We start from the raw sequence: 13,088 nt of genomic DNA, 5'->3' as shown, positions 1-13,088 counted from the left end.
CTCGATGCAGATGCGGCCCGCCCTGCTGCTGCCGGAGATCCTCGTCTTCGTCGGCGGTCTGGTGGTGCTGCTGGGCGGCTCGTTCCTGCCCCGTCAGCGGCAGTGGATCGCCCGCGCCGTGGCCGCGGTCGCCCTGCTCGGTGCCACGGTCGCCGCAGCCGTGGCGATGGCCGGCCCCGAACAGAGCGCGTTCTCGGGCACCTTCGCTGTGGACGTCGCCACCGGAGCCGCCCGGATAATCGCGGCCCTGACGACCCTGTTGGTCCTCGGGGTGGCCTCCGGGGAACTCGCCGGCTCGCCGCGAGAGTCCGACACCTACGCGCTGCTGCTCTTCGCCACCACCGGGGTGATGGTGCTGGCCGGAACCACCGACCTGCTCGTGCTCGTGGCCGGATTCCTGCTGGTCAGCATCCCCTTGTATGGGATTGTCGGCCTGACCGGCGGCCGGTCCGGGGCCGAAGCGGCGATGAAGACCTACCTCATGGGCGCGTTGTCCGGAATCCTGCTCATGCTCGGGGTCACCGTGCTCTACGCCGTGGCCGGGGGCACCGACTACGCCCTGCTGCGGGACGCGCTGCCCGGGGCCCCGGCCGCAGCCGTGGGGGTCGGCGTGCTGGGCGTGCTCGCCGGGTTGCTGTTCAAGGCCGGCGGCGTGCCCCTGCACTTCTGGATACCCGACGCCGCACAGGGCACCGGCGGCACCGCCGCGACGTTCCTGACCACGGTCCCCAAGATCGGAGCGCTGGTAGCCGTCTACCGATTCGTGGCCACGATCTCCGAAGGCGACGGCTCCTGGCTGGTCGTCGCAGGCGTGCTGGCCACGACCTCCATGGTCGTGGGCAACCTTGCCGCATACTGGCAGACCGATCCCCGCCGGCTGCTGGGCTGGTCGACCGTGGCCCAGGTCGGGTTCCTGCTCGTCCCGGTGGCCGCGGCGGGGCGCAGTGGGCTGGCACTGCCCTCATTCTTGTTCTACCTCGCCGCCTATGCCCTTGCCAATGTCGCCGCCTTCGCCGTCACCGCAGCGCTGCCCCACCACCGCGAGCTGAGTGACTACCGAGGTCTGGCCCGGTCCCGCCCCGGGCTGGCCCTGGCTCTGCTCGTGGCGCTGCTGGGCCTGGTGGGCACCCCACCGCTGGCCGTGTTCGTCGGCAAGCTCACCACCGCCACCGCCGCCTGGGACGGCGGGCACGGCTGGTTGGCGCTGGTCGTGATGCTCAACAGCGTGCTCAGCCTGTTCTACTACCTGCGCTGGTTCGCGCCCGCGTTCGCCCGTCCTACCGATAACGGCGCTAACTTCCCCGGCCCGGGCGGAACGGCCACCTGGCCGGCAGCCACCGCCGGGGTGGCTGCCACCGCGAGCCTGGGGCTCGGCATCCTGGCCGGTTTCCTGTGGGCGGCTCTGGAAGGACCCCTGCTGTTCTAACGACGGCGTCGGCATGGACGTCGCCATCGCTTCCATCGGCGTGATCCTCGCGTCTGACCCGCAGCTGCCGGATGCGGTGGGCTCGTCTCTGACTACAGCAGCGCAGCCGGCGTTCACCAGCGGGCTGAACACCGCCGGCATGGTCTCCGCCGTCATCGCCGCTCTCGCCGCACTCGTTGCCGCTACGCGGTTGCGCCATATCCGACCCACCGGTGAGTCCGCGTCCGAATCGAGGTCCTCCGAGGAATCCGTGCGGTGAGTGGAGCCGGCGAGCCGATGCCCGGCACTCGCAGCCACAGAGCTTGCGTGATACCGGGAGGGGGTATAGCCTCAATCCCGGAAAGATACCCCATAGGGGTATACAAATTGAGAGGAGCACGACCATGACGACGACGAACGAGTACCAGGTGACCGGAATGACCTGTGGGCACTGCGAGATGTCCGTCCGCGAGGAGGTCGGTGAGCTCTCCGGGGTGACTGACATTCAGGTCAGCGCCCAGACGGGCCGCCTCGTCGTCACCTCCGAGGAGCCCCTCGATGACGCACAGGTCCTCACCGCGGTCGAGGATGCCGGCTACTCGGCGGTCAAGACCCGATGAATGCCGCGGGACGACTGATCGCCTACGGCGCCGCGGTCGCAGTGACCTTCGGCGGCGCATTCGTCGCAGCCGGCGCCGTCGTCCCGGACCGGGTCGTCGAGCGATGGTCAGCGCAAGCAGCCGACACATCGCACGACGATCCCGACCACGGTGGAGGCGCGGATACGCAGCCCGAGCCCGCACCGCAGAAGGGAGTATCGATGTCATCGCAGGGATACGTGCTGTCCAAGGTCTCCGCTCCGCAGTCCGCTGAGCAGGCCGGAGAGCTCGCCTACACGATCACCGGGCCCGACGGGAGCCCCGTCACGGAGTATCAGGAGGCTCATGAGAAGGAGATGCACCTGATCGTGGTCCGCACCGACGGCACCCAGTACCGCCATGTGCACCCGGAGCTGGACCCATCCACCGGCAGCTGGTCCCTGCCCTGGCAGTGGGAGGAAGCCGGTACGTACAAGATCTACGCCGACTTCGCCCCCACCGGCGACGGCGAGGACACCCTGACGCTGTCGCGAACCGTTGACGTTGCCGGCGAACTCACGCCGGTCACCGACCGTCCCCTCTCCGCGAAGGACGAGGTCGACGGGTTCGAGGTGACTCTGGACGGAGAGCTGACTGCCGGGACATCCAGCGACCTCACGCTGAGCGTCACCCAGGACGGCGCTCCGGTGACCACCTTGGAGCCCTACCTCGGCGCCTTCGGCCATCTCGTCGCCCTGCGCGAGGGCGATATGGAGTACCTCCACGTCCACGCCGAGGGCGAGGACCCGGCTGCCGGGGAGACCTCCGGCCCGGAGATCTCCTTCATGGCGGAGGCCCCTACGGCCGGCCGCTACTACCTCTATCTGGACTTCCAGATCGATGGCGAGGTGCACACCGCGCAGTTCATCGTCGAGGCGGAGCAGGGCACCGAGAACGAGAGCGCCGATGCGCACCCGGACGGTCACTGACCCCTCCGGGCCGGATCGACCGTCGCAACAGATCGGAAAGGACCTGGAGTGAACACCGAAGCACCGCTCATCGCGGAGGCCGGCATCGAGCTGGAAATCGGCGGCATGACATGCGCATCCTGCGCGAACCGGATCGAGCGGAAACTCAACAAGCTCGACGGCATCACCGCGACCGTCAACTACGCCACCGAGAAAGCCAAGGTGACGGCCCCAGAGGGCTACGATCCGCAGCTGCTCGTCAGTGAAGTCGAAAAGACCGGCTACACCGCCGCGCTACCCAAGCCCACCACCGGCAAGGACTCAGCGAACACGCCTGGGGACGATCAGGAGGACTCCGACCCGGAGCTGACCTCGCTACGCCACCGGCTGATCGGTGCGGTCGCGCTGACCGTCCCGGTCATCGCGATGGCGATGATCCCCGCCATTCAGTTCCCCTACTGGCAGTGGCTCTCCCTCGCGCTCGCGGCCCCGGTCATCGTGTGGGGCGCCTGGCCGTTCCACAAGGCGGCCTGGACGAACCTCAAGCACGGCGCAGCCACGATGGACACGCTCATCTCGATGGGCACCTCCGCCGCCCTGCTGTGGTCCCTGTACGCACTGTTCTTCGGAACCGCCGGCACCCCAGGCATGACTCACCCCTTCGAGCTGACGATCGCGCCCTCCGACGGGGCGGCGAACATCTACCTCGAGGTCGGCGCGGGCGTCACGATGTTCATCCTGGCCGGCCGCTACTTCGAGAAGCGCTCCAAGCGCCAGGCCGGCGCCGCACTGCGCGCCCTGCTCGAGCTCGGCGCGAAAGAAGTCTCCGTGCTGCGCGGAGGCCAGGAGCAGAAGATCGCCATCGACGATCTCGTAGAGGGTGACGATTTCATCGTCCGCCCCGGCGAGAAGATCGCCACCGACGGCACCGTCGTCTCCGGCACCTCCGCGGTCGACGCCTCCATGCTCACCGGGGAGTCGGTTCCCGTCGAGGTGAGTGAGGGGGACGCCGTCACCGGCGCCACCGTCAACGCCGGCGGACGCCTCGTGGTCCGCGCCACGCGCATCGGCTCCGACACCCAGCTGGCTCAGATGGCGAAGCTCGTCGAGGACGCCCAGACCGGCAAGGCCGAGGTCCAACGCCTGGCCGACCGCATCTCCGGGATCTTCGTGCCGATCGTCATCCTGGTCGCCGCGCTGACCCTCGGGGCGTGGCTCGGCGCCGGGTTCCCCGTCACCGCGGCCTTCACTGCAGCCGTCGCCGTGCTCGTGATCGCCTGCCCCTGCGCGCTGGGTCTGGCGACCCCGACCGCGCTGCTGGTGGGCACCGGCCGCGGAGCCCAGATGGGTGTGCTCATCAAGGGACCCGAGGTGCTCGAATCCACCCGCAAGGTCGACACCGTGGTGCTGGACAAGACCGGCACCGTCACCACCGGCAAGATGACCCTCACCGATGTCGTCACCGATGAAGGCACCGATCGCGCCGAGCTGCTGCGACTGGCCGGCGCCGTTGAGGACTCCTCCGAGCACCCGATCGCCCAGGCGATCGCCAAGGGCGCCACCCAGGAGGTCGGCGAACTCCCGACACTCTCGGACTTCACCAACGTCGAGGGCAAGGGTGTACGCGGCACCGTCGAAGGACGGGCTGTCGTCGTCGGCCGAGAGAGCCTCCTCGCCGAGACGCAGATGGCCCTGAGCCCCGCGGTCGCCGCCGCCAAGGCGGAGGCCGAGGAACAGGGCAAGACCGTCGTCGCCATCGGCTGGGACGGAATCGCCCGGGGAATCCTGGTGGTCGCCGACACGGTCAAGCCCACCAGCGCTGAGGCCGTCACCGCGATGAAGGCGCTGGGTCTGACCCCGGTCCTGCTGACCGGCGATAACGAGGCCGTGGCCCGCCAGATCGCCGCTGAGGTCGGCATCGACGAGGTCATCGCCGAAGTCCTACCGTCGGAGAAGGTCGATGTGGTCTCCCGCCTCCAGCGCGAGGGCCGCACCGTCGCAATGGTCGGCGACGGCGTCAATGACGCACCTGCCCTCGCCCAGGCCGACCTGGGACTGGCGATGGGCACCGGCACCGACGTCGCGATCGAGGCCAGCGACATCACCCTGGTACGAGGCGACCTCCGCAGCGCCGTCGATGCCATCCGCCTGTCCCGCAAGACCCTCTCGACCATCAAAACCAACCTGTTCTGGGCCTTCGCCTACAACACGGCCGCGATCCCCATCGCCGCGCTCGGCATGCTCAACCCCATGCTCGCCGGCGCCGCGATGGCCTTCTCCAGCGTCTTCGTCGTGGGCAACAGCCTGCGCCTGCGCGGCTTCACCTCCATCGCGAAGAACTGACCCCTCCCCGCACGAAACCACTATGGAAGGAAAACTATGCACGACACCACCGACCAGAACTCCAACTGCTGCGGCGGTCATTCGTCCCACGCTCCCGTGGAGTCCGAAGGACGCCCGAACCTTATGGGCCCCACGGCGGATGACATGGCCATCTGCCCGGTGATGGAGGGCCGGACCGTGATCAAGAGCGTCGCCGAGGCCGCGGGCCTGTTCCGCGACTACGAAGGCACTCGCTACTGGCTGTGCTGCGCCGGCTGTGGCCCCCTGTTCGACGCCGACCCGCAGAAGTACGTCGCCGCCTGAACAACCACCCACGAGCGGGAGGGGTGCACCGCCTGGCAGTGCACCCCTCCCCCGTCCAGATCGGAGCTCCACCCTGTCCGCCACGACGCACGTTCTCGTCATCGGTGCCGGTGCCGCGGGATCCGCCGCCGTCCGGGAACTCGCCCCGCAGGAAAAGATCACCACGACGGCGATCATCGATGCGGAAATCGCCCCGTACAACCGCACGCTGGTCAACAAGGCCGTCGCCACCGGACTCATCGACACCCACCAGGCACAGCTCCCGCCGCTGCCCGGCAGCGTGGTCCGCGACAGCGTCCGCGCGGTCGATCCTCGTGAGCAGACCGTCCACCTGCGCTCCGGAGCCCGCCTGGACTATGACGCCCTCATCGTGGCCACAGGAAGCGCGCCACGCCCCCTCCCTTCGGGCGTCGCCGCCCCCGCAGCCGTGGACAGCGCTCGGATGACGCACCTGCACTCGCTGGACGATGCGCTTCGTGTGCGCGCCGCCCTCGCGGCTACGACCTCCCCAAGGGTCCTTATTTACGGGGCCGGAATGATCGGAGCCGAAACCTCGGGGATACTGCGCGATGCCGGGTGCCAAGTCACTCTCGCCGCCTCATCCCCCGTCCCCGGGATCACCGCGTTCGGCGCAGCGGTCGCGGAACAGCTCGCCCGCGCCCATCGCCGCGCCGTCACCACCCGCTTCGGTCACACGTTGACCCACCTGGATCTCGAGAAGAACGAGGTGCGCGCGGAGTTTTCCGATGGCCACGTGGCCACGGTGGACCTGGTCATCACCGCTCTGGGCACGATCGCGGTCAGCCCCTCCCCCTGGAACGGTCCGATCGCCGTGGATCACCGCCTGCGCAGTCGCACCCACGATCACATCTACGCCGCAGGAGGTGTCGCAGTCCACGAGTCCGACGGACTGACCTGGCGCATCGATCACTGGAGCGATGCCGAGGCCCAGGGCGTTCACGCCGCCCGCAGCCTCCTGGCCTCGATCGGCCTCGCAGACTCCCCGGGCATCTACCGGCCGCGCGCCCTCTACAGCGCACAGATCCACCAGCATCTCTACCTCGCCGCGGGACACACCAGCCACTCCGAGAACGTGCAGACCACGTCCATTGTTCCCCTGGTCCTCACTCATGAGCGAGCGGGACAGCTCATCGGCGTCAGCGGCCTGGACGCCGGCGCCGCGGTGATGGCTCTCGTGCCGGAACTCCATAGCTCGATCGAGTCGATGCCGAGAGCGGAATCCACCCCCTCGACAGATACCCCCTAGGGGTATATGGTGTCGGCATGAACGCTGGCAACCACACCCACCGCCACGACCACGGGGAACTCGGCACGCAGCACGACCACCATTCCCCAGCACCCCATGACAGCCGCACCGCCATCGCTGAGCAGGACGCTCCCGGCGCACACCACGACCATGGATCGCACCGAGGCCATGAGGGCCACTCCGGACACGAGAGCCACTCCGGGCACGGTGGTCACTCCGGTCACGGGGACCACGTCGCACAGTTCCGACAGCTGTTCTGGCTCAACCTGGTCATCGCGGTGCCCGTCGTCGTCTTCTCCCCGATGTTCGCGATGCTCCTCGGATACAGCGTTCCCGACTTCCCCGGCGCACTGTGGATCGCCCCGATCCTCGGCAGCGTCATGTATGTCTGGGGCGGCCGCCCGTTCCTCACAGGTGCTGTCTCCGAGATCCGTTCCCGCCAGCCGGGGATGATGCTCCTCATCGGGCTCGCGATCACCGTCGCGTTGATCGCCTCCTGGGGTGCCACTCTCGGGCTCCTGGATCACCAGTTGGAGTTCTGGTGGGAGCTGGCTCTGCTGATCGTGATCATGCTGCTCGGACACTGGGTCGAGATGCGCTCCCTCGCGCAGACGACCTCCGCGCTCGACTCCCTGGCCGCGCTGCTCCCCGATGAGGCGGAGCGCATCGAAGGCGATGATCTCGTGAGCGTCTCGCCGAGCGAGCTGCGGCACGGTGACCTGGTCCTGGTGCGCCCGGGAGCGAGCGTTCCCGCGGACGGCACGATCCGTGAGGGGCGCGCCGATGTGGACGAGTCCATGGTCACCGGCGAATCCCGTCCGGTCACACGCTCCACCGGAGACTCCGTCGTGGCCGGCACCGTCGCCACCGACTCCAGCCTCCGCATCGAGGTCACCGCCACCGGCGACGACACCGCCCTGGCCGGCATCCAGCGCCTGGTGACCGAAGCGCAGAACTCCTCCTCCCGAGCTCAGCGCATCGCCGATACGGCGGCCGCGTGGCTGTTCTGGTTCGCGCTCGGCGCCGCCGTGATCACCGCGATCACCTGGTCACTCCTCGGCATGCCCGATGATGCCGTCGTCCGCACGGTGACCGTGCTGGTGATCGCCTGCCCCCACGCGCTCGGTCTCGCGATCCCGCTGGTCGTCTCGATCGCCACCGAGCGGGCCGCCCGCGGCGGCGTCCTGGTGAAGGATCGCCTGGCATTGGAAGCGATGCGCACCGTCGACGCCGTTCTGTTCGACAAGACCGGCACCCTCACCAAGGGCGAGCCCGCCCTCGCCGAGATCATTCCTCGCCATGCGCAGGAGTCCGAGGTGCTGGCCCTGGCAGCCGCCGCCGAGGCGGAGAGCGAGCATCCGCTCGCCCGCGCCATCGTCGCCAAGGCACAGGCCGACGGAATCCAGGTCCCTGCGGGCTCCGACATCAGCTCCACTCCCGCTCTCGGCGTGAGCGCACAGGTCGACGGTCACGAGATCCGCGTCGGCGGACCCCGCCTGCTCGAGGAGACCGGAGCAGGCGAGATCGAGGAGGCGGAAGGCTGGCGTCAGGAAGGCGCGATCATCCTCCACGTCCTGCGCGACGGTGAGGTGATCGGCGGCCTCAAGCTCACCGACGAGGTACGGTCCGAGTCCCGCGAGGCGATCGACGCTCTGCACGGCCTCGGGGTCGAGGTCGTCATGATCACCGGCGACGCCGAGGCGGTCGCGAACAGTGTCGGTCGCGAGCTCGGCATCGACCGCGTCTTCGCTGGCGTGCGCCCCGAGGACAAGTCTTCCAAGGTCGCCCAGCTCCAGAAGGAGGGCAAGAAGGTCGCGATGGTCGGCGACGGCGTCAACGACGCCCCCGCTCTCGCCCAGGCTGACGTCGGCATCGCGATCGGGGCCGGCACCGACGTCGCGATCGCCTCGGCAGGGGTTGTACTCGCCAGCTCCGATCCGCGCTCGGTACTCTCGGTCATCGAGCTCTCCCGCGCCGCATACCGGAAGATGAAGCAGAACCTCTGGTGGGCCGCTGGCTACAACCTGCTGTCCGTGCCGCTGGCAGCCGGAATCCTCGCCCCCATCGGGTTCGTACTGCCAATGTCCGTCGGAGCGATCCTGATGTCCCTGTCCACCGTCGTCGTCGCCCTGAACGCCCAGCTCCTGCGACGCCTCGATCTGCGTCCCGAGGCGACCGTCGCTGCCGTACGCAATCGCCGCTAATGCCTCTACATCGAACGGAATCAATCATGTCCACTGTCCCGGAAAGCACAGAAGACCGGGCCTGCCACAGCGGGCCTCACGGGTACATTCAAGACAAGCCTCGCTACCTCAACCGACTCAAGCGCATCGAAGGTCAAGCTCGTGCAATCTCCCGCATGGTCGACGAGGACATCTACTGCATCGACATTCTCACTCAGATCTCGGCCCTGAACAGTGCACTCGAGAACGTTGCGCTGGGCCTGCTCGATGACCACCTCCGTCACTGCGTCGTCGATGCGGCCCGCGAGGGCGGAGACGAAGCCGAGATCAAGCTCAAGGAGGCCTCCGACGCAGTTCGACGTCTCGTCAAGTCCTGAATCAACTGACCGCGAGCGGCGACCCCGTCGATCATCTGGACAGCTGCGGAGCTAGCAGGGTCCCCTGCGGTTCCGACTCGCTACCTCGAGGAATCTGACAACCTAACGAGATTTCTCTAGGCGTGTGCCTTGTCGTACTGCAGGTCGTAGCGCCACACATCTGTCTGATCTCATGAGAACTCACAGGCGCATATCCAGATTCGACGGGTCACGGGTCGCGGGCCCTATTTCGAGAGGTTCTGCTGCTGTTCGGGATGGGCTGGATGGAGGGGTAGACGGACAACTCTCGATCCGTCTGTGTCGGGATTCGGCGCGCCCCGGTGCTTCGGGCCCTCGTGGGAAAGTGGACCGGGTGGGCGATCGAAATCTGCCCGATCTGATGGTGACCAACTGGCTCCCCTCGGTGGGCACGCCGGGGCCCGCCCCATGGGCAACATCCCGGTTCTGGTGCGGCCCGTGCTCAACGACGGCACCGAACTAGAAGTTGTAGTGCTATGGCTCTGCCTTCGCCTCGGCAAAGGGTACGGTGACTGAGTCGCGGATTCCGCGGAACGCTCTAGATGTAGTTGGCCATGACGTTACCGACGCCGGTGTGGAGGCGTGAGGCTGGGGGCTGATCGCTGCAGGCGGTGTGGGGGCGATGGTAGTCGTAGTGGTGGATTCAGATCCTGATCGCGTCTCGCCGCTCATTCTCGGAGGCATAGGCGCGGGCGTAGAGGCATTCGTCGGTCATGATCCGCTGGTAGCGCTCGACCTTCCCGTTGTGCCGAGGCGTGTAGATCCTGGTGCGCTGGTGCCGGCCGATGAACGCCCTGGTTGAACGTCGGAACGCTTTGGCGGTGTAGTTGCTGCCGTTGTCGGTGATCAGGCGGGAGATTCGCGTGATCCCGTGGGCGGTGAAGAATGCCCGGGCGCGGTGGAAGAACGCGATGGTCGTTGCGGCAGTTTCGTCCTCGAGTGCTTCGGTGTAGGCCAGGCGGGAGAACCCGTCGATGATCGAGTGGAGGTAGGTGTAGCCAATCCGCTGCGAGTGCTTCTTCTTGTCCTGCACGGAACCGCGGCCATGCGCCCACCAGCCCCCGCCGTCGCGGAGCTTGCCGATCTTCTTCACGTCCATGTGGACCATGTGCCCGGGATACCGGGCGTGGATCTTCCCTGGTCGACGCAGGTTCTCTCCGTCCGGGGTGATGTCTCGGATCCGGTTCAATCCCAGGCGGTCCAGCCAGCGAGTCACCGTCCGCACGCAGCATGCGAAGCCGTGGCCGTCGGTGAGTTCGCGGGCGATCCGGCGGGCGGACCACTTCTTCTCTCGCCGCCAGGACTCGATCAGCTCGAGCACCCAGACCGGGAGCCGGGTGGGTCGGTTCGCTGGCGCGCTGGAGCGGTCCTGCAGACCGAGCTCGCCGTGCTCGCGGAAGCGGCCGACCCATTTCGAGAGCGTCGTTCGGGCGATGTGGAACTCCGCGGCGACGTGCGCGATCGGACGGCCTCTCTCGATCACCTGGTCGATGGCTCGCTGTCTCCCAAGCGTCGTCAGCGGGGCATTACGGTGGGTCATGGAACGGGCCTCCTGCCGCGAGATGGCTGTCTAGACACCACCCATCGTGCCGGTCACGGGGCCCGTTCCTTCATCCCCGGCCAGCGTCTACAACGTCATGCCCCGCAACACCTAGGACGGGACCGGGCCGACCGGCGCAGAGGTGCGGGTCAGCGGGCGGGGCCGCCGCGCTGGGCGAGCCGGTCCCGGAAGCCCTGCACGGCCCGCCCGAGGCCGGAGGTCGCTTCTTCCTCCTCGACAGGGGTCTCCACGTACAGGACGACGGAGCGCATGGTGGCGACGTCGATGCTGGGCATCCCGCCGTCGATGAGCGAGCCGAGCCGTACCCCGATCAGCTCCTCGAAGGCCGCGGCCTCCTCCGGCCCGCGCTTCTGGACGGCCTCGTCCAGCCGTTCCCGCAGCATCCGCGCCGCGACGGCGGACACCGGGATGGACTCACCATGACCGGCGATCGAGATCTCTTCCACGGGACGGGCCCACCTTTCGAGAAGCGGCGTTCGCAGGCTGAACGCGAGGTCGGACCACGACGGCCGACTCACCGGCACAGTACCGCCGCTGCACCCGAACAGGCAGGAAGTGTCGACCCACGAGCAGGCTCAGGACGCTGCGGGCTCCCCGAACCGCTTGGCGTTGCGGGCGCGGGCCTTCTCGCGCTCGACCACGCGGTCCTTGGGCGGGGCGGAGGTGACGAGGTCAGCCAGCAGGTGCTCGGTGGCGTGGGCGATCTCGGCGACGGCGCGGTCGAAGACCTCCTGGTTGGCCTGGGAGGGCTTGGTCATGCCGCTGATCTTGCGCACGTACTGCAGCGCGGCGTCGTGGACCTCCTGGGAGGTCGCCTCGGGCTCGAAGTTGTGCAGGAGGCGGATGTTGCGGCACATGCGGTCAGGGTCGCACACCCTGCTCGGCGCCGGGGCGGCAGCCTTCGGGGCGCCGGCGGCATCCGCGTTCACGGACCGCCACATCCGGCGACTCGCGCCACGGCACCCGCTAGCGTCCGGTGTGGACCACCTCGGACCCCACGCGGGCCCCGCCCCGACTCAGCGAGCGAGAGCAGACATGACCAGCAACATCCTCACCGACCGTCTCGATGCCGGCCCCGTGATCTGCGCGGAGGGCTTCCTGTTCGAGCTGGAGCGCCGCGGCTACCTCACCGCGGGCGAGTTCGTCCCGGAGGTCGCCCTGGAGTACCCGGAGGCCCTGCGCGGCCTGCACGTGGATTTCCAGCGTGCCGGCTCCGACGTGGTCGAGGCCTTCACCTACAACGGGCACCGCGAGAAGATGCGCGTGATCGGCAAGGAGGACCTGCTGGAGCCTCTGAACCGCTCGGCGCTGCGGATCGCCCGCGAGGTCGCCGATCAGGTGCCGGGCAACCTGATGGCCGGCAACATCTCCAACTCGAACATCTGGGACCCTGCGGACACCGCCAAGCAGGCCGAGGTGCGCGGCATGTTCGAGGAGATGGTCGGCTGGGCCGTCGAGGAGGGCGCAGACATCATCATCGGCGAGACCTTCTACTACGCCGGGGAAGCCCTCGCGGCGCTCGAGATCGCGCAGGCCACCGGCCTGCCCTCCGTGATCACCCTGGCTCCGATGGCCTTCCAGGAGATGGCCGACGGCGTCGGCATCGTGGAGACCACCCAGCAGCTCGAGCAGGCCGGCGCCGACGTGGTGGGGCTGAACTGCTTCCGCGGTCCGGCGACGATGCTGCCGTGGCTGCGCAAGATCCGCGAGGCCGTCTCCTGCCACGTGGGCGCGCTGCCGATCCCCTACCGCACGACCGAGGCGGAGCCGACGTTCTTCAACCTCTCGGACGTCGCCGCGAGCGTGCCCGCCCCGCACGGGCGCACCTTCCCCACCGCCCTGGACCCGCTGTTCACCAACCGCTACGAGATCCGCGACTTCACCCGTGAGGCCTTTGAGCTGGGCGTGAACTACCTGGGCGTGTGCTGCGGCGCCGCGCCGATCCACATCCGCGAGGTGGCCGAGGCCGTGGGGCGCACGCCGGAGGCGAGCCGCTTCTCCGAGAACATGCGCAACCACTTCATGTACGGCGACAACGAGCGCCTGCCCGAGCACATCGTGGGGCTCGGCGCCCGCGCCTGATCC

Annotated in this window: 12 protein-coding genes and 1 pseudogene; 10 read left to right on the top strand and 3 right to left on the bottom strand. The window is 68.3% G+C overall.

Annotated features, from left to right (window positions below; all coding sequences use genetic code 11):
• Window positions 1-4 precede the first annotated feature (4 nt).
• From OM98_RS10215 to OM98_RS10170, 9 genes are all read left to right on the top strand, one after another.
• Entirely contained in the window at window positions 5-1,426 is a 1,422-nt protein-coding gene (locus OM98_RS10215) for an NADH-quinone oxidoreductase subunit N (RefSeq protein WP_175285978.1), read from the top strand.
• Between the two features lie 13 nt (window positions 1,427-1,439).
• Window positions 1,440-1,685, top strand: a complete 246-nt coding sequence (locus OM98_RS10210) for a hypothetical protein (protein ID WP_010534526.1) — start codon at window positions 1,440-1,442, stop codon at window positions 1,683-1,685.
• Between the two features lie 124 nt (window positions 1,686-1,809).
• Entirely contained in the window at window positions 1,810-2,025 is a 216-nt protein-coding gene (locus tag OM98_RS10205) for a heavy-metal-associated domain-containing protein (protein ID WP_010534525.1), read from the top strand.
• A 200-nt stretch (window positions 2,026-2,225) separates the two neighbouring features.
• Window positions 2,226-2,972, top strand: coding sequence for an Ig-like domain-containing protein (locus tag OM98_RS10200; protein WP_245528765.1), 747 nt, complete (start codon window positions 2,226-2,228; stop codon window positions 2,970-2,972).
• 105 nt (window positions 2,973-3,077) lie between these two features.
• A complete protein-coding gene (locus OM98_RS10195; protein WP_139017729.1) occupies window positions 3,078-5,294 on the top strand; it encodes a heavy metal translocating P-type ATPase in 2,217 nt (738 codons plus the stop codon).
• A gap of 144 nt (window positions 5,295-5,438) precedes the next feature.
• Entirely contained in the window at window positions 5,439-5,597 is a 159-nt protein-coding gene (locus tag OM98_RS10190; protein ID WP_342626430.1) for a hypothetical protein, read from the top strand.
• Window positions 5,551-6,864, top strand: a complete 1,314-nt coding sequence (locus tag OM98_RS15280) for an FAD-dependent oxidoreductase (protein WP_083837762.1) — start codon at window positions 5,551-5,553, stop codon at window positions 6,862-6,864. The genes OM98_RS10190 and OM98_RS15280 overlap by 47 nt, the downstream gene beginning before the upstream one ends.
• Window positions 6,865-6,881: 17 nt before the next feature.
• Window positions 6,882-9,068 (top strand): heavy metal translocating P-type ATPase, encoded by a 2,187-nt coding sequence (locus OM98_RS10175; protein WP_029362806.1) that lies wholly within the window; start codon window positions 6,882-6,884, stop codon window positions 9,066-9,068.
• Window positions 9,069-9,094: 26 nt separating this feature from the next.
• Window positions 9,095-9,424: a metal-sensitive transcriptional regulator gene (locus OM98_RS10170; RefSeq protein WP_010534518.1), complete on the top strand. Its 330-nt coding sequence runs from the start codon at window positions 9,095-9,097 to the stop codon at window positions 9,422-9,424.
• A gap of 556 nt (window positions 9,425-9,980) precedes the next feature.
• Here the strand turns inward: OM98_RS10170 and OM98_RS14550 are convergent.
• The 3 genes and pseudogenes from OM98_RS14550 to OM98_RS10155 all read right to left on the bottom strand — a co-directional run bounded on the left by OM98_RS14550 (window position 9,981) and on the right by OM98_RS10155 (window position 11,860).
• Window positions 9,981-10,982: pseudogene (locus OM98_RS14550) on the bottom strand (IS481 family transposase).
• A gap of 149 nt (window positions 10,983-11,131) precedes the next feature.
• A complete protein-coding gene (locus OM98_RS10160) occupies window positions 11,132-11,449 on the bottom strand; it encodes a hypothetical protein (RefSeq protein WP_010534516.1) in 318 nt (105 codons plus the stop codon).
• A gap of 129 nt (window positions 11,450-11,578) precedes the next feature.
• On the bottom strand, window positions 11,579-11,860 hold the full coding sequence (locus OM98_RS10155; protein ID WP_010534515.1) for a DUF2277 domain-containing protein: 282 nt from the start codon (window positions 11,858-11,860) through the stop codon (window positions 11,579-11,581).
• 178 nt (window positions 11,861-12,038) lie between these two features.
• On the opposite strand from OM98_RS10155, the gene OM98_RS10150 reads away from it, so the two are divergent.
• The gene (locus tag OM98_RS10150) at window positions 12,039-13,085 is read left to right on the top strand and encodes a homocysteine S-methyltransferase family protein (RefSeq protein ID WP_010534514.1); all 1,047 of its coding nucleotides are present in this window, start codon (window positions 12,039-12,041) and stop codon (window positions 13,083-13,085) included.
• Window positions 13,086-13,088 lie beyond the last annotated feature (3 nt).

The sequence above is a fragment of the Brachybacterium squillarum M-6-3 genome (assembly GCF_000225825.1).
In the GTDB taxonomy this organism is placed as follows: domain Bacteria; phylum Actinomycetota; class Actinomycetes; order Actinomycetales; family Dermabacteraceae; genus Brachybacterium; species Brachybacterium squillarum.
Note: the sequence above shows the minus strand (reverse complement) of the source record. Positions and strands in the feature narration are given on the sequence as shown.